General features: G+C 71.8%; 18 protein-coding genes. 7 read left to right on the forward strand and 11 right to left on the reverse strand.

From position 1 onward, the window contains the following. Nucleotides 1–84: 84 nt before the first annotated feature. Together I8N68_RS33275 and I8N68_RS33280 are read right to left on the reverse strand one after the other, a co-directional pair. Nucleotides 85–309 (reverse strand): glycoside hydrolase family 18 protein, encoded by a 225-nt coding sequence (locus I8N68_RS33275; protein WP_234040775.1) that lies wholly within the window; start codon nucleotides 307–309, stop codon nucleotides 85–87. 103 nt (nucleotides 310–412) lie between these two features. Then, nucleotides 413–640 carry a glycoside hydrolase family 18 protein gene (locus I8N68_RS33280; protein WP_234040776.1) on the reverse strand — a complete coding sequence of 76 codons (228 nt, stop codon included), beginning with the start codon at nucleotides 638–640 and terminating at the stop codon, nucleotides 413–415. A 585-nt stretch (nucleotides 641–1,225) separates the two neighbouring features. Here I8N68_RS33280 and I8N68_RS28650 point away from each other — a divergent pair. Together I8N68_RS28650 and I8N68_RS28655 are read left to right on the forward strand one after the other, a co-directional pair. Continuing rightward, on the forward strand, nucleotides 1,226–1,792 hold the full coding sequence (locus I8N68_RS28650) for an RNA polymerase sigma factor (RefSeq protein ID WP_200215719.1): 567 nt from the start codon (nucleotides 1,226–1,228) through the stop codon (nucleotides 1,790–1,792). After that, entirely contained in the window at nucleotides 1,789–2,868 is a 1,080-nt protein-coding gene (locus tag I8N68_RS28655) for a hypothetical protein (RefSeq protein WP_200215720.1), read from the forward strand. The genes I8N68_RS28650 and I8N68_RS28655 overlap by 4 nt, the downstream gene beginning before the upstream one ends. A 147-nt stretch (nucleotides 2,869–3,015) precedes the next feature. Here I8N68_RS28655 and I8N68_RS28660 read toward each other — a convergent pair whose 3' ends face one another. Then, complete coding sequence (locus tag I8N68_RS28660; RefSeq protein WP_200215721.1) at nucleotides 3,016–3,990, reverse strand: helix-turn-helix transcriptional regulator; 975 nt, start codon at nucleotides 3,988–3,990, stop codon at nucleotides 3,016–3,018. A gap of 96 nt (nucleotides 3,991–4,086) precedes the next feature. Between I8N68_RS28660 and I8N68_RS28665 the strand changes: the two genes are divergently transcribed. Both I8N68_RS28665 and I8N68_RS28670 read left to right on the forward strand, forming a co-directional pair. Beyond that, nucleotides 4,087–4,788 (forward strand): 4a-hydroxytetrahydrobiopterin dehydratase, encoded by a 702-nt coding sequence (locus I8N68_RS28665; protein WP_200215722.1) that lies wholly within the window; start codon nucleotides 4,087–4,089, stop codon nucleotides 4,786–4,788. Nucleotides 4,789–4,940: 152 nt separating this feature from the next. Further along, the gene (locus I8N68_RS28670) at nucleotides 4,941–6,206 is read left to right on the forward strand and encodes an ROK family protein (protein WP_200215723.1); all 1,266 of its coding nucleotides are present in this window, start codon (nucleotides 4,941–4,943) and stop codon (nucleotides 6,204–6,206) included. Nucleotides 6,207–6,248: 42 nt separating this feature from the next. Here the strand turns inward: I8N68_RS28670 and I8N68_RS28675 are convergent, their stop codons facing one another. The 8 genes from I8N68_RS28675 to I8N68_RS28710 all read right to left on the reverse strand — a co-directional run bounded on the left by I8N68_RS28675 (nucleotide 6,249) and on the right by I8N68_RS28710 (nucleotide 16,844). Further along, nucleotides 6,249–8,144, reverse strand: a complete 1,896-nt coding sequence (locus I8N68_RS28675; protein ID WP_307813013.1) for a ricin-type beta-trefoil lectin domain protein — start codon at nucleotides 8,142–8,144, stop codon at nucleotides 6,249–6,251. 157 nt (nucleotides 8,145–8,301) lie between these two features. Next, nucleotides 8,302–9,714: a GH1 family beta-glucosidase gene (locus I8N68_RS28680; RefSeq protein ID WP_200215725.1), complete on the reverse strand. Its 1,413-nt coding sequence runs from the start codon at nucleotides 9,712–9,714 to the stop codon at nucleotides 8,302–8,304. 50 nt (nucleotides 9,715–9,764) lie between these two features. After that, on the reverse strand, nucleotides 9,765–10,772 hold the full coding sequence (locus I8N68_RS28685) for an ABC transporter ATP-binding protein (protein ID WP_200215728.1): 1,008 nt from the start codon (nucleotides 10,770–10,772) through the stop codon (nucleotides 9,765–9,767). Further along, nucleotides 10,769–11,803: an ABC transporter permease gene (locus I8N68_RS28690; RefSeq protein WP_200215730.1), complete on the reverse strand. Its 1,035-nt coding sequence runs from the start codon at nucleotides 11,801–11,803 to the stop codon at nucleotides 10,769–10,771. Before I8N68_RS28690 ends, I8N68_RS28685 begins: the two co-directional genes overlap by 4 nt. Nucleotides 11,804–11,806: 3 nt before the next feature. Continuing rightward, on the reverse strand, nucleotides 11,807–12,784 hold the full coding sequence (locus I8N68_RS28695) for an ABC transporter permease (protein ID WP_200215732.1): 978 nt from the start codon (nucleotides 12,782–12,784) through the stop codon (nucleotides 11,807–11,809). Next, complete coding sequence (locus tag I8N68_RS34375) at nucleotides 12,781–13,953, reverse strand: ABC transporter ATP-binding protein (protein WP_200215733.1); 1,173 nt, start codon at nucleotides 13,951–13,953, stop codon at nucleotides 12,781–12,783. Before I8N68_RS34375 ends, I8N68_RS28695 begins: the two co-directional genes overlap by 4 nt. 90 nt (nucleotides 13,954–14,043) lie before the next feature. After that, nucleotides 14,044–15,720 (reverse strand): ABC transporter substrate-binding protein, encoded by a 1,677-nt coding sequence (locus tag I8N68_RS28705; RefSeq protein WP_200215734.1) that lies wholly within the window; start codon nucleotides 15,718–15,720, stop codon nucleotides 14,044–14,046. 122 nt (nucleotides 15,721–15,842) lie between these two features. Continuing rightward, on the reverse strand, nucleotides 15,843–16,844 hold the full coding sequence (locus tag I8N68_RS28710; RefSeq protein WP_200215735.1) for a LacI family DNA-binding transcriptional regulator: 1,002 nt from the start codon (nucleotides 16,842–16,844) through the stop codon (nucleotides 15,843–15,845). Nucleotides 16,845–17,185: 341 nt separating this feature from the next. On the opposite strand from I8N68_RS28710, the gene I8N68_RS28715 reads away from it, so the two are divergent. From I8N68_RS28715 to I8N68_RS28725, 3 genes are all read left to right on the forward strand, one after another. Further along, on the forward strand, nucleotides 17,186–17,368 hold the full coding sequence (locus tag I8N68_RS28715) for a glutaredoxin domain-containing protein (protein WP_200215736.1): 183 nt from the start codon (nucleotides 17,186–17,188) through the stop codon (nucleotides 17,366–17,368). A gap of 123 nt (nucleotides 17,369–17,491) precedes the next feature. After that, nucleotides 17,492–18,607: a M24 family metallopeptidase gene (locus tag I8N68_RS28720; protein WP_200215738.1), complete on the forward strand. Its 1,116-nt coding sequence runs from the start codon at nucleotides 17,492–17,494 to the stop codon at nucleotides 18,605–18,607. Next, the gene (locus tag I8N68_RS28725; protein ID WP_200215740.1) at nucleotides 18,604–19,746 is read left to right on the forward strand and encodes an acyl-CoA dehydrogenase family protein; all 1,143 of its coding nucleotides are present in this window, start codon (nucleotides 18,604–18,606) and stop codon (nucleotides 19,744–19,746) included. The genes I8N68_RS28720 and I8N68_RS28725 overlap by 4 nt, the downstream gene beginning before the upstream one ends. Nucleotide 19,747: the final 1 nt, after the last annotated feature.

The raw sequence follows: 19,747 nt of genomic DNA on the forward strand, positions 1-19,747 counted from the left end.
GACGCGCCCACCCGGCAAGCTTCATCAGACCGACACTAATACTCACAAATTCGCACGTCTGCTCACAGAGGGGTGAACTGCTGACTACCCCTGCACCGTGCCAGCGGCGTACGAGTCGCCGGAGCAGCCGTAGATGCTGCCGTTGTAGTACTGCATGTTCAGCCACCAGAGCCGGCCGTTGTCGACGTACCGCTTGATGATCGGCAGGTATGAACCCCAGATGGACCCGTAGGTGACGCTGCCGCCGGTGACATACGTGGTCTCGGGCGCCATGGTGAGCCCGAAGCCGGCGGGCATCTGGGCGAGCACCCCGTCGATGATGCGAACCAGGTTGGCCTGCGAGGTGGAGCCGGGTGATGTCGCCCCTGCCGGTGAGCCCGGTCTCGATGTCGATGTCGATGCCGTCGAAGTTTTACTTCTTGAGGATCGGCACCACCGTGGCGACGAACCGGTCGGCGACCGCGGCGGAGCTGAGGTCGATGCAGGCGGTCGCGCCGCCGATCGACAGCAGGATGGTCAGGCCGGCGGCCTTGGCCTGGCACATCTCGGCCGGGGTGGGCACCTTGACGCCGGCGTCCATGCCGTCCTCTCTGAGCACCGTGCCGTCGGAGCGGACGACCGGGAAGGCGGCGGTGACCACGTTGTAGCCGTGCCCGGGGATGCGGGAATCGGTGATCGGGATCCAGCCCAGTGGCGGGTGTACCCGTTGGCCGCGCCGTCCCAGCTCTCCCAGTACCCCCGGAGCACCTTGCCGGCCGGGGGCGGCCTGGTCGCGCAGGTGCGTGTGGGGGAGGACGTGGTCGGGTGGGGGACGGGGTGCCAGTGCAGGCGCCGAGGTCCGTCCACAGGGCCGGGGTGGCGGGCGGTGTCCAGCCGGCGCCCACCGGCGGGGTGTGCGTCACGAGCGCCTGGTGGAGGCGGCCGGCGTAGGTGGCCCGGCTGCCCGCGGTCCAGGTGACGCCCTCCGCCTAGGCGGGGGCGGAGCAGGCCGCCAGCGCGGTCTCGCCGGCGCTGGCGGCCAGGCCGGCGGCCCCCCGAGCAGGGCGGTCAGCCCAGGTCGAAGTCGCATCATATGGCTCCTCATCGATGTGTCGGAGGTTATCAGTTAACTTTGTTAAATGTAAACGGTCGATCTGGCTCGACGGCCGCTGTGTGTCGTACTCCGGTTGCCGCCTTTCTGGACGGGGCCTGTCACGATTGGCGCTCGACCGGACATGGGGTGCATGTGAGCTCCGGGACTGAGCACGAGGACCGCTTCCGACGCGTCTACGCCGGCGACTTCGAGCCTCTGCTGGCGTACGCCATGCGGCGCGTTGAGCACCCCGAGGACGCGGCCGACGTCGTCGCCGAGACCTTCCTCGTCGCCTGGCGCCGCAGAGACGAGATGCCGGTCGACGCCGAAGCCCGGCTGTGGCTGTACGGCGTCGCCCGACGCGTGCTCGCCAACCACCACCGCGGCGGCATACGCCGGCAGCGGCTGGGTGAGCGGCTACGGCAACGGATCACGGCTGCGATCGCCGCCGACCCGGGCAGTGAGGTGCCCGAACGGCTCGCCGTTCAGGCCGCGCTGGCCCGTCTCGGCGAGCGGGACCGGGAGGTGCTGATGCTCACCATCTGGGAGGGCTTGGAGCCGCGCGAGGCGGCCGCGGTCCTACAGGTGAGCCCAGCCGCGGTCCGTACCCGCCTTTCCCGCGCCCGAGCCAGGCTGCGCGATCTCGTCGGTGACGACCTCGGCCCACCCGGACATGTACTGGACGTCCTGACCGCACCCGCCCCGAAGGAGGGCAGATGACCGAGGAGCACCTCGAACGGATGGTTCGAGACGCCGACCCCTACCGACCCGATGTCATCGGGCACCTCGACGGGGCGAAGCAGTCCCTCCTGGAGGAGATCATGTCCGAGCCGACGCTCGATCGCGTCGTCGAACCACCGCAAACACGGTCCCGGGCGGGCCGCGGCATGGTTCGCCGCTTCGCCGGCGCGCTGACCGCGGCCGCGGTTCTCATCGGCGTCCTCGCCGTGTCCACCGTCCTTCGCGAGCACCCGGACGACCGCCAGGCCGCTCCCGCAGGTACGGCCAGTGCAGGTACCCCCGTCGCCTACTCGCCGGTGGCCATGAAGGCCGCCGAGGAGAACCCGCGACTGCTGATCGACCAGTCCGGTTGGAAGGTGACCACCGTCTACGGGTTCACCAAGCAGCAGGGCACCATCGCGTTCAGCAACGGCGGGCGGCAGTTGGAGATGAACTGGTACCCGGCTGGCCAGTACAACGGCTACCACGCCGACCGGCTCAACGTCAGCGACCCGGAATCGGTGCAGGTCGACAGCTGGCCGGGTGATCTGTTCCGCTACAGCGCCAACGACTTCGCGGTCATGCTTCGCCCCCGCGACGGTGTCTTCGTCGAACTCCGTGCCGGAGGCTGGACCCGGGACGAGTTCGACCGGGTTCTCGCCGACGTCGTTCGGGTCGACGTGCGCACCTGGCTGGCCGCGCTTCCGGCGGAGATCGTCACGCCGGCGCGGGTGGACGCCGAGGCGGCCAAGGTGCTCGCCGACGTGCCGCTTCCGCCGAACTTCGACGCCGCTGCGCTGAACGACGTGGGCACCAACGATTCCTACCAGTTCGGCGCGGAGGTAACTTCCCGGGTCGGCTGCGCATGGATCGCCGAATGGCTACGCGCGAAGCGGGCCGGCGACGACGCCGCACTCCAGCGGGCCGGCGATGCGTTGCGCAGCAGCCACAAGTGGCGGGTGCTGCACCAGATGAAGGACGAAGGCGGCTGGTCGGAGGTGTTCTGGGAGATCGCCGACAAGGTTGCCGCCGGACACCCGCCGGCCGGGTACGCCCAAGGGTTGGGCTGCGACTGACTGTCTTTGACCACGGCGCCTGCCCAATCAACGCCGGCACTCACCCAGCGTGAGTGCCGGCGTGGCCCACGTCCAGGCCGGCATCGAGCCGTGATTCCAGTGGCGCCGGTTCGTCCGCGAGACCCGGAACTCCGCCCCTGGTGGCGGTCAGGTGGCGGTCGCCGCCGGCGGGCGGGCGTACTGTGCGGCGGCGCCGCGAGCCTCATCGGCCACCCGGTCCCGGATCGCGGCGGGGCGGAGGACCTCGACGGCGGCGCCCAGACTGAGCAGGGCCGAGCACGCCCACGACTCGTTCTCGAACGGGACCGTCAGCTCGACCTCCGCGGTCGCCGTGACCGGGACTAGGGCCTGCCCGTGGACGGGCACCAGGCGGCGCAGCCGCGGCAGAACCCGGGCCGCCACGCGTACCGTGACCTCGACGCCCGGCTCCTCGTCCTCCAGCTCCCGGCGTGCGTCGGCCCAGCAGCGGGCGAGGTCGAACCCGGCCGGGCGCGCCACCGGCTCGTCGAGCAGCTCCACCTCGCGGACTCGAGAGACCCGGTAGGTGCGGCGCCGACCGGCGCGCAGGGCGACCAGGTACCAGTCACCGGCCGTGAGGACGAGCCCGAGGGGGTCGATCTCCCGGGTGGCCGCCCGCCCGTCCCGTACGTACCGCAGCCGCACCCGGCGGTCGCGCCAGACGGCGTCGGCGAGCTGGGTCAGGCACGGTACCGGCTCGGGTGTGCCGAACCAGCGGACCGGGTCCAGGTGGAACCGCTCCACGGTCCGCCCGGCGCGCTTCCGGGCCTCGCCGGTGAGGCTGGCCCAGACCTTGATCCGGGCGCCCTCCAGCAGCTCGCCCAGCCCGAGCTGTTCGGCCGGGCCGGCGAGGCCGAGGAACGCCAACGCCCCGGCCTCGTCCAGGCCGACCCCGGTCAGCCGGGTGCGGTAGCCGCGGTCCAGGCGGTATCCGCCCACCGGCCCGCGGGTCGACCGCACCGGTATCCCGGCCGCGACCAGCGCCTCCACGTCCCGCTGCACGGTCCGCTCGCTGACCTCGAACTGCCGGGCCAGCTCCCGCGCGCTGGCCTGGCCGCGCACCTGGAGCTGGAGCAGCAGGCTCATCATCCGCGCGGCACGCACGGCCCCATCCTGACCCAGATATACGACAGAGGGTGTCGGGAACCCGGGTGATACTGGGCCGCCCGGCGCCCGACGCCGGGCGGCGAGAGGAGTGACATGGCTGAGGTGTCGACGGACCCGACCGAGCGGATCACGCCGCGGCAGTTCCACGAGGCCGACAGGGTCGGGGACTGGCGGGTGCTGGGCGAGGGAGCGTGCGGGTACTTCCGCACCGGATCGTTCGCGGCCGGCGCCCGGTTCGTCCAGGCGATCGGTGAGTTGGCCGGCCTGGACGACCACCATCCGGACGTCGACGTGCGGCAGGCGGGCGTGACCGTCCGCCTGATCACGATCATTCCCGGCTTCTACGGGCTGACCGCGCGCGACGTGGAGCTGGCCCGGCGGATCTCGACGGTGGCGCGGGAGCTGGGCCTGCCCGCGGACCCGTCCGGCCTGCAGAACGTCCAGGTCACCATCGACGCGCTGGTCGGTGCCGACGTGCTGCCGTTCTGGCGTGCCCTGCTCGGCTACCTCGACCGCGGTGACGGCGACCAGGACCTGATCGACCCGCAGGGTCGTGGACCGCTGTTCTGGTTCCAGCAGATGGACGCGCCGCGCCCGCAGCGCAACCGGATGCACATTGACGTCTGGGTGCCGTACGACCGGGCCGAGGCCCGGGTGGCGGCGGCGGTCGCGGCGGGCGGCCGCCTGCTGACCGACGAGTACGCGCCGGCGTACTGGGTGCTGGCCGACGCCGAGGGCAACGAGGCGTGCGTCGGGACCGCCGGTTGGCTGGGGCCGGAGCCGGGCGCCCGGTGACCGGCGGCGGGACGAGCCACGCCCCGGCCCGGGGCGGCGTAGCGGGTCCCGCCGCCCGCGCCGGACGGCCCTATCCTTCGATGCTTGGTTCAACGCATTAATCTGGGTCGGGATGAGCCGCCGCGGGTGGTGACAGGGGAAAGGTGGCGGACATGGACGCCAGACGCACCACCGTGCGCGACATGCGCCGCGCCAACCGTTCGGTGCTGCTCACCCGGATCTGGCTCGACGGTCCGCTCAGCCGCCACGAGCTGGGGCAGAGCACCGCGCTGAGCCTGGCCAGCGTGAGCAACCTGGTCGGCGAGATGATCGCCGAGGGGATCGTCGAGGAGGCCGGCTCGGTGGAGTCCGACGGCGGCCGCCCCCGGGTGCTGCTGCGGGTCGCCCCCGGCTACGGCTACCTGGTCGGCGCCGACGTCGGCGAGACCCGCGTCCAGGTCGAGCTCTTCGACCTGGCGATGACCGCCCTGGCCAAGGCCGAGTATCCGATCGCCGCCGCCGAGCCGGACCCGGACCAGGTGGCGGATCACCTGCTGCACGGGCTGGCCGCGGTGGTCGAGCAGGCGGGCGTCGACCCGGCCGTGGTACTCGGCTTCGGCGTGGCCGTCTCCGGGACGGTGGAGCGGACCGCCGACGCCGTCGTGCACGCCCAGACCCTCGGCTGGGACGGGGTGCCGCTGGGCGCGATGCTGCGCGCCGGCACCGACATCCCGGTGCACATCGACAACGGCGCGAAGACCCTCGGCCAGGCGGAGATGTGGTTCGGCGCCGGGCGGGGCGCCCGGCACGCCGTCATCGCCCTGGTCGGCTCCGGCATCGGCGCCAGCGTGGTCGCCGACGGGGTCGGCTACCGGGGCGCGCACAGCAGCGCCGGCGAGTGGGGCCACACCACGATCGTGTACGGCGGTCGCCGGTGCCGCTGCGGCAACCTCGGCTGCCTGGAGGCGTACGTCGGGGCGGAGGGGGTGCTCGATCGGTTCCGGCAGGCCAACCGGGGTCGCCCCGCGGCCGGCGGCGACGAGGAGAGCGCCTTCGGCGAGCTGCTGCGCTCCCCGACCCGGACGGCGGCGAAGGTGCTCGACGAGACGGTCGGCTACCTGGGCGCGGGCGTGGCCACGCTGGTCAACCTGTTCAACCCGGAGCGGGTGGTGCTCGGCGGGTGGGCCGGCCTGGCGCTGGGGGAGCGGTACCTGCCGCAAATCCGGGAGGCGACCGCGCGGCACGCGCTGCGCCAGCCGTACGCGCAGACCTCGATCGAGCTGTGCCAGCTCGGACCCGACGCGGTCGCGATGGGTGCGGCCACCCTGCCGATGGCCCGGCTGCTGCGCGACGGCGGCGTGCCCCGCGACCCGGCCGCCGCCCGGGTGACCACGGCCCCGCCGCGACCGACCCGCCGTCCGCGCTCGCGCGCCCGCTGAACGGTCGGGCCGGCGGCGGTAGCGCCGCCGGCCCGACCTCGCTCAGGCCGGCAGGGTCCACTTCTGGTTGGCGCCGCCGGTGCAGGACCAGATCTGCACCTTCGTGCCGTCGGCGGAGGTGTTCCCGGTGACGTCGAGGCACTTGTTCGCCTGCGGGTTCACCAGGTCGCGCCCGGCGGTCCAGGTCCACTGCTGGGCGGGTGTGCCGTTGCAGGTCCACAGCTGCACCCTGGTGCCGTCGGCGGTGCCGCCGCCGGAGACGTCGAGGCACTTGCCCAGCGAGCGGAGCGTGCCGTCGGTGCCGCGGGTCCACTGCTGGTTCGGGCCGCCGAAGCAGGTCCAGATCTGCACCGGGGTGCCGTCGGCGCTGCTGTTGTCGGTCACGTCCAGGCACTTGCCACCGAGCCCGGTGATGGTGCCGGTCGGCGCTCCGCCGCCGGACTGGCTGCCGGACCAGGTGAAGGTGGCGGTGGTGCGGGCCGGGAGGGAGTAGGTGAAGGACTGGCCGCCCCAGACCACCTTGACCGACTGGGTGGAGGTGCCGCCGTTGTGCGCGATCAGCGCCTTGGACCCGTCCGGGTTGCGCCAGGCGACGTTCTGGACGGTGCCGTTGGCGGTGGAGGCGATCCGGTACGCCCCGGGCTTGACGAACTTCGTCAGGTGCCCGGTGGTGTAGTACTCAACCGTGTAGTCGACCTGTCCGGCGCGGTCGCCGCCCTCCTGGACGGTGATCAGGCCGGTACAGGTGCCGCAGCCGCCGTTGTGCGGGCCCATGAACTGGTTGACCGCCAGGCTCCACTTGACCACGCTGCGGCTCCAGTTCCGCGCGTAGTTGACGATGTCGGCCATGTCCTCGTTGTGCTGGTTGCCGATCCAGGTGCCGCCGGAGTGCTCGGTGCTGAACTGCGGCACGGCGGGGTAGTCGTTGTGGACCTGGGTGCCGACCGCCGGGTCGCCCCAGTACCCGTGCCAGGCGATGCCGCCGAAGAGCGGGTCGGTGCGCACCGCGCTGTCGGCCAGCAGCCCGGAGCCGATGGTGCCGTAGTCGCCGTAGTTCCAGTCGTGCACCAGGACCTTGGTGGTGATCCCGGCGGCCCGGAACGCCGGGTAGACGAAGTTCTTGGTCAGCTCGACCAGGCCGGAGGAGTTCCAGCTCATCCCGGGATAGTCCATGGCGGTGGGGTTGCCCGACTGGCAGCAGTTCGGCTCGTTCTGGACGGAGAGATAGTCGACCTTGACGCCGCGGGCCGCGTACGCCTGGATGGTCTTGACAAAGTACTGGGCGTAGGTGGCGTAGTACTGGTACTTCAGCCAGCCCATCTGGTCCATCCGGCCGTTGTCCTTCATCCAGCCGGGCGCGCTCCACGGCACCACCATCACCCGCAGCCCCGGGTTGAGCTGCCGGGCCTGCGCGGTGAGCAGCTCGACGTTGGTGTCGTAGCCGTTCGCGCCGAAGTCGTTCAGGTCGCAGCAGGTGTCGTCGAGTGAGACGTTGCCGGGCCGGGACAGGTCGGAGGCGCCGATCGGATTGCGGACGAAGGACAGCCCGATGCCGTCGGTGGGGCTGAACAGCTTGCGCATCACCTCGTCGCGGGTGGCGGCGCTGACCGGCCCGCCGCGCAGCAGGTACGCGGTGGTGTCGGTGATCGACGCGCCGGCGCCTTCGAACTGCTGGTAGCGGGTGTTCTCGTCGACGGTGACGGTGTGCGTGGCGGCCGGGCTGGTGGTGGCGAAGCTGAGCGGGCTCTGCGGTTGCAGGCCCCGGGTGACGGTCCGGCCGCCGGCGTCGGAGCTGGTGGTGAGCCAGACGTTGACGCTCTCCCCGGCGGCCTGGGCCGCCGGGGCGGGGGCGAGGGCGAGGGTGCCGGCGGCCAGGCTGAGCGCCAGGGTGATGCGGGCGGTGGCACGGCGGGCGGTGGTGGGGGGTGCGGGATGCACTGGTGCTCCCTTCGAGTCGACCAACAGATCGATGTTGATGACTGAGAAAACACCTTGTTCCGACTTATGTCAAGGAATGAAAAAAGTAGGGGACGGGCTGGGCGGGCACGGCGCAGCGGCCGCGTGGGAGTACCCGCGCGGCCGCTGCGCCGGTCGGTCAGCGCTCCCCGCGCACCCGCCGGACGGTGTCGCGGTACCAGAGCGCGCTGCGCTTCGGGGTGCGCCGCTGGGTGTCGTAGTCGACCCGCACGATCCCGAATCGCTTGTCGTACCCGTACGCCCACTCGAAGTTGTCCAGCAGCGACCAGGCGAAGTACCCGCGCACGTCCGCCCCGGCCAGCCGGGCCCGGGCCACCGCCCGCAGGTGCTCGGCGAGGTACGCCACCCGGTCGTCGTCGGCGACGAATCCGTCGGCGTCCGGCCGGTCGTCGAACGCCGCCCCGTTCTCGGTGATCACCATCGGCACGCCCGGGTAGTCCTGGCTGAGCCGGACCAGCAGCTCGGTGAAGGACTCCGGGACGATCTCCCAGTCCATCGCGGTGCGCGGCAGCTCCCGCCGGACCACCCGTTGCACCGGCCGGCCGTCGTCGTCCCGGTCCCGCCCCCGCTCGTCCAACCCGGAGAAGACCTGGCCGAAGTAGAAGTTGACCCCGAGCACGTCGAACGGAGTGGAGATCACCGCCAGATCACCGTCCTCGACGGGGATGCGCACCCCCTCGCGGGCCAGGTCGGCCACCACGTCCTCCGGGTAGCGGCCGTGGATCAGCGGGTCGAGGTAGAGCCGGTTGCCCAGCCCGTCGGCCGCCCGGGCGGCGTCCCGGTCGGCCGGGCTGTCGGTGGCCGGGTCGGCGGTGGCCAGGTTGACGGTGATGCCCAGGTCCACCGGCCCACTGGCCGCCGCCCGCAGCCGCTGTACCGCCAGGCCGTGGCCGAGCAGCAGGTGGTGCGCGGCGGCGATCCCGTCGCCCAGGTTCCGCCGGCCCGGGGCGTGCGCGCCGTAGGCGTAGCCGAGCATCGCCGAGCACCACGGCTCGTTCAGCGTGGTCCAGGTCTTCACCCGGTCGCCGAGCGCGTCGAAGACCAGCTCCGCGTAGTCGGCGAACCGGTACGCGGTGTCCCGGACCGGCCAGCCGCCGGCGTCCTCCAGTTCCTGCGGCAGGTCCCAGTGGTAGAGGGTGACCCACGGGTCGACTCCGCGGCCGAGCAGCTCGTCGACGAGGCGGTCGTAGAAGGCCAGCCCGGCCGGGTTGGCCGGGCCGCGCCCGCCCGGCTGCACCCGCGGCCAGGCCACCGAGAAGCGGTACGTGTCCAGGCCCAGGTCCGCGATCAGCGCGACGTCCTGCGGCATCCGGTGGTAGTGGTCGCAGGCCACGTCGCCGTGGTCCCCGTTGGCCACCGCCCCGGGCACCCGGCAGAAGGTGTCCCAGATGGACGGCGTCCGACCGTCCTCGGCGACCGCGCCCTCGATCTGGTACGACGAGGTCGCCACGCCCCAACGGAAGGTCGGCGGGAGGGTGTCGATCGGGTCGGCCTGCCCCATGGTGGTCGGGGCGGTGAGGTCGCTGTCCATGGTTCTCCTTGCGGTGGCGGGTGGATCGGGTACGGGGTGGTCGGGCCGCGTCACCGGGGTGCCGGTGCGGTCGCGGAGTGCAGCCAGCAGGCGACGGCGCGGCGCGGGTCGTCGTCGCCGGGCGGCCCGAGCGGCGGCAGCTCCGCGTCGCAGGGCGTAAAGGCCCGCGGGCAGCGCGGATGGAAGGCGCAGCCGGTAGGCATCGCGCGCAGGTCCGGCGGGGAGCCCGGAATGCCGGTCAGCTCGCGGCGCGGGCCGCGCAGCGCCGGGAAGGAGTGCAGCAACCCGTCGGTGTAGGGGTGCAGGGCCCGTCGGTACAGCTCGGCGGCGGGCGCCTCCTCCACGATCCGGCCGCCGTACATGATGGCGATCCGGTCGGAGAACTCGACCAGCAGCGACAGGTCGTGGGTGATGAACAGCACCGCGAAGCCGAGCCGTTCGCGCAGCTCGGCGAGCTGGCCGAGGATCTGCCGCTGCATCACCACGTCCAGCGCGGTGGTGGGCTCGTCCATGATGACGACCTGCGGTTCCAGCGCCAACGCCATGGCGATCATCACCCGCTGCCGCATCCCACCGGAGAGCTGGTGCGGATAGCTGTGCAGCCGGTCGGCCGAGATGCCGACGAGTTTCAGCAGTTCCCTGGCCCGGGCCAGCCGGCCGGCGGCCGTGCTCCGCGGTTCGTGCGCCCGGATCACGTCGAGCAACTGGGTGGAGACCTTGTGCACCGGGTTGAGGGAGTTCATCGCGCCCTGGAACACGATGGACGCCTCGGCCCAGCGGAACGCCCGCAGCTGCGCCGGCGACAGCGACAGCACGTCGACCGGGGGGCCGTCGACGGGGTGGTAGATCACCTCGCCGCCGCTGACCACGCCGGGCGGCGGGAGGAGCCGGGTCAGCCCGTACGCCAGGGTGGACTTGCCGCTGCCGCTCTCCCCGGCCAGCCCCAGCACCTCGCCCCGGTGCAGGGTCAGGTCGACGTCGCGAACGGCGTGCACCGCCGCGTCGCCGAGCCCGTAGTCGACGCGGAGCCCGCGGATCTCCAGCACCGGATCCCTCACGGGGCAACCTCCTCTCGGGGGGCCGGCACCGGACGAGACGGCGCCAGCACGGGGGTGAAGCCGACCCGCATCCGTACGGTGCGGCCGTCGGCGGTGCGGATCCGGGTCTTGCCGGCGCTGCGCAGCCGAGGGCTGACGAACTCGTCGATGCCGAAGTTGATCAGGGCGAGCGCGGTGCCGAGCAGCGCGATGGCCAGCCCGGCCGGCACGAACCACCACCAGGCGCCCTGCGCGAGGGCCTGCTGGCCCTGTGCCCAGAACAGGATGGTGCCCCAGTTCCAGGACGAGACCGACGAGATGCCGATGAAGGCCAGGGTGATCTCCGACATGACGGCGAAGATGACGGTGCCGACGAAGCCGGACGCGATGATCGCGGTGAGGTTGGGCAGGATCTCGAACAGGATGATGCGCCAGGTCCGTTCGCCGGTGGCCCGGGCCGCCTCGACGTAGTCGCGGCGCCGCAGCGACAACGTCTGTGCGCGCAGCACCCGGGCGCCCCACGCCCACGAGGTGCACCCGATGATGAGCGCGACCAGCGTGTCGCTGGCCTGCTCGACGATCGAGGTCACGATGATGATCAGCGGCAGCGCGGGAATGACCAGGAACACGTTGGACATTGCCGACAGGCCCTCGTCGGCGGCCCCGCCGAGGTAGCCGGCCGTCACGCCGATGAGGATGGACAGGATCGTCGCCAGCACGCCGGCGATCAGGCCCACGACCATGACGCTGCGCGCGCCGACCAGGATCTGGCTGAAGATGTCCTGACCGAGGTGGGTGGTGCCGAACCAGTGCGCCGTCGACGGCGGCTGGAGGACGTCGCCGCTGCGCGCGTCCGGGTTGTGCGGCGCCACCCACGGCCCGATGACCGCGAAGAGGCAGTAGACGCCCAGGATGACCAGGCCGGTCGCAGCTTTGGCGTTGGCGATGAACCGGAACCGGCGCCGTTTCGCCCGGCCCGGCGCGGCCGACGGCTGGGCCATCGCCCCCTGGCCGGGGATGACCTGCTCGATGCTCGACGGTGAGATTGTCATCGCTCAGCTCTTTCGGGTCCGCGGGTCGAGAAGCAGGTACGCGACGTCGGCGAGCAGGTTCGCCACCAGCACGGAGATCGTGATGATCAGGAAAATCCCCTGCATCAGCGGGTAGTCCTTGGCGCCGACCGCCTGGAAGAGCTGGTACCCGAGACCCGGGTAGGAGAAGACGATCTCCACAAGCAGCGTGCCGCCGACGATGAACCCGAGGGACAGGGCGAAGCCCGAGACGTTGGGCAGCAGCGCGTTGCGGGCGGCGTAGCTGAGGGCCACCCGGCGCTCCGACAGCCCCTTCGCGTGGGCGACCGTGATGTAGTCCTCCGACGAGACGGTGACCATCATGTTGCGCATGCTGAGGATCCACCCGCTCATCGAGGAGACCAGGATGGTGGCGGCGGGCAGGATGCTGTGCTGGATCGCGCTCGGGATGAAGTACTGGTCGAACGCCGGCACGAGGCCCGGCTCGTAGCCGCCGGAGGAGGGGAAGAAGCTCCCCGGGCCGGCGAACAGGGCGATGGCGACGAGGCCCAACCAGAAGTACGGGATCGAGGACAGGAACGTCGTGGCCGGCAGCAGCCCGTCGACCCAGGAGCCGCGCCGCCAGCCGGCGCCCACGCCGAGGGCGGTGCCGAGCAGGAAACTGATGATCGTGGTGATGCCGACCAGGCCGACCGTCCACGGCAGGCTGTCGCCGATCACCGTCGACACCGGCGCCGGGAAGAAGGTGAACGACAGCCCCAGGTCACCGTGGATGAGCTGCCGCCAGTAGTCGAGGTACTGCTCCCAGACGTTCTCGTTCTCGTCCAGCCCGAACAGCACGCGCAGCGACTCAATGGCGTCGGCGCTGATCCGGCCCTGGTTGCGGGAAATGAGGGACTGGACCGGGTCGCCCGGGACCAGCCGCGGGATGAAGAAGTTGAGCGTGATCGCCGCCCACGCCGTGAACAGGTAGAAGGCCACGCGCTGCAGGAGGAACCTCATCGTGCCTCCCCCAGGGTGGCGGTGTCTTCCCGCTTGACCAGCGCCGGAGGTGGCGGCACTGCCGGGTCGGCGTCAGGGGCGGCGGAGCCGGGGGCGTCGGCGGCGACGGTGGCCGGATCGTAGAGCCAGCACGCCGTCCAGTGGCCGGGTCGGTCGCCGACGGTCAGCCGCGGCGGCAGATCCGCGGTGCAGCGCCGCATGGCGTGCGGGCACCGGGGGTGGAACCGGCAGCCGGCGGGCGGACTGATCAGGCTCGGCGGCTCACCCTGACCGCGGTCCTTCCCGGCGGCCTCGTCAATGCCGGCACCGGCACCGTCGCCGGTGATCCGCTCGGGATCCGGTGCCGACGCAGTGAGCAGCCGGGTGTACGGGTGGGCCGAGTTCTGGGTGACGATCTCGCTGTCGCCGCCCTCGACCATGCGGCCGGCGTACATGACGATCGTCTCGTCGGCGAAGTAGCGGGCCGAGGCGATGTCGTGCGTGATGTAGAGGATGGCGATGTTGAGCCGTTCCTTGAGGTCCTGCAGCAGGTTGAGCACGCCGAGGCGGATCGAGACGTCGAGCATCGAGACCGGCTCGTCGGCGAGGAGCACCTCCGGGTCGGCGCCGAGCGCCCGGGCGATGGCGACGCGCTGCCGCTGGCCGCCGGAGAGCTCGTGCGGGAAGGCGTCCAGGTAGCGCTCGGGCGGGGTGAGGCTCACCCGGGTGAGCAGCTTGGCGAGGGCCTGCTCCAGGTCCTCGGCGCTGCGCCCGGCGTTGCCGTGGATCCGCAGCGATCGGGTGAGGTGGTAGCGGACGGTGTGCACCGGGTTCAACGACGCGAACGGGTCCTGCAGGATCAGCTGGACCCGCCGCACGTACGACCGGAACGGACGACCGCCGCGCACCCTGGTCGACGTGCCGTGCAGGCGGAGGTCGCCGGCGGTGCGGGGGTAGATCTGGGCCAGCAGCCGGGCCACCGTGGACTTGCCGGAGCCGGACTCCCCGACCAGCGCGGTCACCCGGCCGCGATGCAACGCGAACGATACGTCGTCGACGGCGTGCACGACTGCCGGCGTCCGGGAGAAGAGGTCACGCAGCCGTTTGCGGACGGGGAAGTGCTTGGTCAGGCCGACGGCCTCCAGCACCACCTCGTCGACCGGCGCCGCCGCGCTCTCGCTCAACGTCATGCCGAGTTCCTGTCTGGGATGGCGATGTCACGAACATCGGGTGCCGCCTCCCCGGCCGGCCGGGGCCGACCGGGGAGGCGGTGCGGGGGGTCAGCTACCGGCGGGCTTGAGGTGCAGGACCACGTCCAGCGCGTTGGGCTGGGTGGGCTGCATGGCGCCGTACGGGTTCGAGTCGTCCGGCCAGCCGGTCCAGTTCTTCGTGCTGTACGCGCCGCCGATGTTGTCCGCGCCGACCGGGATCATCGGCATCTGGTCGACGAAGACCTTCTGCAGCGTGTTCATCGCGGCGGTGCGGGCGGCCTCGTCGGTGGCGTTGGCGTAGGCCGTCAGGGCCTCGGTCGCCTGCTGGTTGTTGAGGCGGCCGAAGTTGCCCGCGGGGGAAGCGGTGCCGATCGGCTTGAGCTGCCGGCCGTCCATGATGGTCCGGTAGATGTCGTACGGCGTGGCGCCGCCCTCGGTCCACCGGAAGGTCGCCTCGAAGTTGCCCTGCTCGACGTTGCGGAACCAGGCGTCCTGGTTGGCCTTGTCGATCGTCGCGGCGATGCCGATCTTCGACAGGTTGTCCTTCACGATCTCGAGGCTGGTCTGGTAGTCGGACCACCCGGCCGGGTCGGTCAGCTTGATCGTGACGGCCTTGCCGGTCTTGTCCTTGAGGGTGTTGCCGTCGAGCTTGTAGCCGGCGCCGGTGAGCAACGCCTTGGCGCCCTCGAGGTCGACCTTGTGGTCCTGGCCCTTGAACTCGGGGGCGATGAAGGAGTCACCGGCGGGGCTGGGCAGACCGGTCACGCTCTTGACCAGCGGGTGGAAGTACCCGGCCTCGGCCGTGGTGAAGATGTCCTCGCGGTCGATGACCATGTTCATCGCGCGGCGCAGCGCCGGGTCGTCGAACGGCTTCTTGGTGGTGTTCAGGTAGAGGCCGTGGATGCCCAGGATCGCGGGGGCCCACACCTTGTGGTGTTCCTGGTCCTTGGCGACGAAGACGGTCTGGTAGTTGGGGATGAAGACGAAGCTCCACTCCGACTCGCCGTTGGCGAGGGCGGTGGTCTGCGCGCTGTTGTCCGTGTACGACGTGAAGCGCAGCTCCTTGACCTTCGGCAGGTCCTGCCAGTAGCCGCCGTCGCGCACCGTCAGGGTCGTGCTGGCCGGGGTGAACGACTTCAGGGTGTACGGGCCGCTGCCGACCGGCTGCTTGACGGCGTCGGTCGTCGGGTCGCTGATCTTCTCCCAGAGGTGCTTGGGCACGATCGGCACCCGCCACAGCACCTTCTGCTGGTTGACGAACTGCGGGCTGGCCATCTTGATCGTGACCTCGTTGCCGCTGGCGGTCGCGTCCGTGTAGGGGACGCCCTGGTCGTTGAGCGCCGGGTACTTCTTGACCAGGTTGTAGGTGAACGCGACGTCCTCGGCCGTGAGCTTCTGCCCGTCGGACCAGGTGGCGTTGTCGCGGATGGTGACCTTGACCGAGGTGTAGTCCGCCGACCACTCCGCCTTGGTCGCCAGCCACGGCTTGAACGGGTCGGCCGGCTTCACCGGGTTCCACATCATCAGCGGCTCGAAGATCTGCCAGCGGTAGCCCAGCGAGGCCGCGGCGGACGTGGTGAGGAACGGGTTGTTGTTCTCCGCCTGCGGGCCGTTCGGCATGCCGACGTTCAGCACGGTGGCCGCCTGGCCGTTCTTCTTGTTGGCGTTCGGGCTGTCGCCGCAGGCGGCCAGGGCGGTGGCCATTGCGCCGGCCAGTGCGACGGCGAGTAATTGCCTTGTTCTCATGGAGGTCTCCCTCGGTGTTCCCGCGATCCTCGAGCGGGATGTGGTGGATGGAGGGTGTGCGGTGTTGCCACCGGCGGTCGCGTGCCCCGCCGGTGTGGGTGCTGGATACGGCGGTGGAGGCGTCAGGTGGTGCCGGTCGAGGCGCGGACGGTGAAGCTGGTGGGGATGATGGTCGGCGTGTCGGGCAGGGGTGCGCCGGCGAAGTGGGTGATGAGCGCGCGGGCGGCGGCCGCGCCCATCTCCCGCAACGGCTGGCGCACCGAGGACAGCGGCGGGTGGGTGTGCCCGGCCAGGGGCAGGTCGTCGAAGCCGACCACCGCCACGTCCTGCGGCACCCGGCGGCCCGCGTCGCGCAGCGCTTGGAGGACGCCGGCGGCGGACAGGTCGTTGTGGGCGAACACGGCGTCGAACGGCACGCCGGCGGCGAGCAGGCGTTCCACCGCCGCCCGCCCGCACTCGAAGGTGAAGTCGCCCTCCACCACCAGGGCCGGGTCGATCGGCAGACCCGCCTCGGCGTAGCCGCGGGCGAAGCCGTCGAGCCGCTCCCGGGTGCAGCCGAAGCGGCTCAGGCCGGTGACGACCAGCGGACGTCGTCGTCCAAGCCCCAGCAGGTGCGCCGCGGCGGCGCCGGCGCCGGCCGCGTTGGTGGTGCGGACCGAGGGGAAGCCCGGCTGGTGACCCCGGTCGTCGATGAGCACGACCGGCAGGCCCCGCTCGTGCAGCGCGGTGATGTAGTCCAAGGTGCCCTCGGGCTCGACCACCAGCAGGCCGTCGAAGGACTTCGCCGAGACCTGGGAGGCGAACCGCCGCATCGACTCGTCACCCCGGTTGCAGGTGGACAGCAGCAGGCCGTACCCCTCGGACTCGACCACGTCGACCGCCCCCTGCAACACCTCACCCATCCAGGGCCAGGTGAGGGCGGGTACCAGCATGCCGACCACCCGGGTCCGGCCGCGGGCCAGCCCGACGGCCCGGGCGCTCGGCACGTAACCCAGGTCGGTGATGACGGCGCGGACCCGGTCCGCCGTCCGACCGTTCACTTCACCCTTGCCGTTGAGTACCCGGGAGACGGTCGTCTTGCTCACGCCCGCCCGGGTGGCGACGTCGGCGATGGTGATCGGCACGTGACGCTCCCGGGTCGCAGGGATTGAGGGCGTGTTGCGGAACCGGTTTCGGAAGCGGTTCCGTCGCAGTCAATCGAAGTGACGGCGGACACGTCAATAACGTGGAGGTAACGAAACACGGCTAATTTCAAGTCCTTAACAAAGCGACTGGCCAGGGCGGGTGGCGTCGCGGCCAGTCGAGGCGGCGAACTCCCGGCGAGGAAGGGTCGCTGACCAGGGTCGATGCCGATGTGGGGCCAGCGGCAACCCGCGGTCGACCAGCGGAACCGGTGCCGGTCGACCGGTGCTGGCAGACTCGGGCCCGTGACGCGGCCGGCGCGCCATGGTGGGAGGGGGACCGGATGGAGCAGGCCCGGGACGGTGTCGTGCTGTATTGGCGGCCGATGTGCACGTACTGCCTGAAGCTGTGGGTGAAGTTGCGCTTCGCCCGGCTGCCGTACCGGGCGGTCAACATCTGGCGGGATCCCGACGCCGCCGCGTTCGTCGGTCGGTCGCCGACGGCAACGAGACGGTGCCGACGGTGACGGTGGCCGGGCATCCGCTGGTCAACCCGTCGCTGCGCCGGCTGCGGGCGGCGGTCCGGGAGCACGCCCCGCATCTGTTGGCCTGAGCTAGGGCCACGCCCAAACGACCGTTAAGCTGGGCGGGTGGGAACCGACGAGCTGTACCCGGCCGACCGGCTGGCCGCCGCGCAGCGCGCCACCGCCGCCGCCGGCCTGGACGCGCTGCTGCTCACCCCCGGCTCGGACCTGCGCTACCTGACCGGGTACGACGCCCACGCGGGGGAGCGGCTGACCTGCCTGGTGCTGCCCGCCGAGGGCGAGCCGACGCTGATCGTGCCGGTGCTGGAACGCCCGGCCGCCGAGGCGTCCCCCGCATCGGCCACCGGTGTCCGGATCGTCGACCACGCCGACGGCACCGACCCGTACCCGCTGGTCCGCGCGGCGCTGCCCGGCCCGGCGGCGGCCGTCGGGCTGGCCGACCGGATGTGGGCCGAGCAGGTCCTCGCGCTGCGCGCGGCGCTGCCGGACGCGAGCCAGCGGCTCGCCGGCGAGGTGCTGCGCGAGCTGCGGATCCGCAAGTCGCCGGCCGAGGTGGCCGCCCTCGCCGAGGCGGGCGCGGCGATCGACGCGGTGCACACCCGGATGGGGGAGTGGCTGCGCGCCGGCCGGACCGAGGCCGAGGTGGCCACCGACATCGCCGCCGCGATCCGCGTCGCCGGCCACGTGACCGTCGACTTCGTCATCGTCGCCGCCGGGCCGAACGGCGCCAGCCCGCACCACGGCACCTCCGACCGGCCGATCGGCGCCGGTGAGCCGGTCGTGGTGGACATCGGCGGCACCATGCCGTCCGGCTACCGCTCCGACTGCACCCGCACCTACGTCGCCGGCGGCCCCGCCCCGGCGGAGTTCACCGACTACTACGTGGTGCTGCACGAGGCGCAGCGCGCGGCGGTCGAGGCCGTCCACCCGGGGATCACCGCCGAGGCGGTCGACGCGGTGGCCCGGGACATCATCGCCGCGGCCGGTCACGGCGACGCGTTCCTGCACCGCACCGGCCACGGGATCGGCCTGGACGGCCACGAGGAGCCGTACGTCGTGGCCGGCAACCCCCGGCCGCTGGAGGCCGGCATGGCGTTCTCCATCGAACCCGGCATCTACCTGGCCGGGCGGCACGGCGCCCGGATCGAGGACATCGTCGTCTGCACAACGGACGGCGTGCAACGGCTCAACACCACCCCCACGGAGCTCATCGCGCTATGACTGTCGACCGGATCCTCCCCACCGACGAGGCCCACGACCTGTTGGACCTCGCCACCGAGCTCGCCGACCGGGAGCTCGCGCCGAAGGCCGCCGGCTTCGAGGAGCGCGGCGAGTTCCCCCGCGAGGTGCTGCGCACCCTGGGCCGGGCGGGCCTGCTCGGCCTGCCGTATCCCGAGGAGCACGGCGGCGCCGCCCAGCCGTACGAGGTCTACCTCCAGGTGCTGGAGATCCTCGCCAGCCGCTGGCTCGCCGTCGCCGAGGCGGTCAGCGTGCACACCCTGTCCTGCTACCCGGTCGCCCAGTTCGGCACCGACGAGCAGCGCAAGCTGCTGCCCGACCTGATCGGCGGGGAACTGCTGGGTGCGTACTGCCTCTCCGAGCCGCAGGGCGGCTCCGACGCGGCGGCGCTGACCACGAAGGCCGTCCGCGACGGCGACGATTACGTGGTGTCCGGCACCAAGGCGTGGATCACGCACGCCCGGGTCGCCGACTTCTACAACATCTTCTGCCGCACCGGCGGCCCCGGCCCGAAGGGCATCTCCTGCCTGCTCGCGGATCGGAACACGCCGGGCGTCCACCCGCAGGCCGCCGAGCGGACCATGGGGTTGCACTCCTCCCCGATCGCGCAGATCGCCTTCGACGACGCCCGGGTGCCCGCCGACCGGTTGATCGGCGGCGAGGGGATGGGCTTCACCATCGCCATGTCCGCGCTGGACTCCGGCCGGCTCGGCATCGCCGCCTGCGCGGTCGGGCTGGCCCAGGCCGCGCTCGACTACGCGGTCGGCTACGCCAAGGAGCGGCAGCAGTTCGGCCGCGCGATCATCGACTTCCAGGGGCTGGGGTTCACCCTCGCCGACGCGGCCACCCAGATCTCCGCCGCGCGGGCGCTGACCCTCGCGGCCGCGCGGCTGCGCGACGCCGGCCGGCCGTACTCCACCGAGGCGGCGAAGGCGAAGCTCTTCGCCACCGACATGGCGATGCGGGTGACCACCGACGCGGTGCAGGTACTCGGCGGCGCCGGGTACGTCGCCGACCACCCGGTCGAGCGGTACATGCGGGAGGCGAAGGTGCTGCAGATCGTCGAGGGCACCAATCAGATCCAGCGGCTGGTCATCTCCCGCGCGCTCGCGAAGGACTAGC

Origin of the sequence: Micromonospora coerulea, from assembly GCF_016598485.1 — a bacterium.
GTDB lineage: Bacteria > Actinomycetota > Actinomycetes > Mycobacteriales > Micromonosporaceae > Micromonospora > Micromonospora coerulea.

Coding starts and splice junctions, on each gene's coding strand:
- I8N68_RS28690 (WP_200215730.1), bottom strand. CDS start 11,803: ATGACAATCTCACCGTCGAGCATCGAGCAGGTCATCCCCGGCCAGGGG.
- I8N68_RS28705 (WP_200215734.1), bottom strand. CDS start 15,720: ATGAGAACAAGGCAATTACTCGCCGTCGCACTGGCCGGCGCAATGGCC.
- I8N68_RS28665 (WP_200215722.1), top strand. CDS start 4,087: ATGGCTGAGGTGTCGACGGACCCGACCGAGCGGATCACGCCGCGGCAG.
- I8N68_RS28670 (WP_200215723.1), top strand. CDS start 4,941: ATGGACGCCAGACGCACCACCGTGCGCGACATGCGCCGCGCCAACCGT.
- I8N68_RS28655 (WP_200215720.1), top strand. CDS start 1,789: ATGACCGAGGAGCACCTCGAACGGATGGTTCGAGACGCCGACCCCTAC.
- I8N68_RS34375 (WP_200215733.1), bottom strand. CDS start 13,953: ATGACGTTGAGCGAGAGCGCGGCGGCGCCGGTCGACGAGGTGGTGCTG.
- I8N68_RS28680 (WP_200215725.1), bottom strand. CDS start 9,714: ATGGACAGCGACCTCACCGCCCCGACCACCATGGGGCAGGCCGACCCG.
- I8N68_RS28715 (WP_200215736.1), top strand. CDS start 17,186: ATGGAGCAGGCCCGGGACGGTGTCGTGCTGTATTGGCGGCCGATGTGC.
- I8N68_RS28695 (WP_200215732.1), bottom strand. CDS start 12,784: ATGAGGTTCCTCCTGCAGCGCGTGGCCTTCTACCTGTTCACGGCGTGG.
- I8N68_RS28725 (WP_200215740.1), top strand. CDS start 18,604: ATGACTGTCGACCGGATCCTCCCCACCGACGAGGCCCACGACCTGTTG.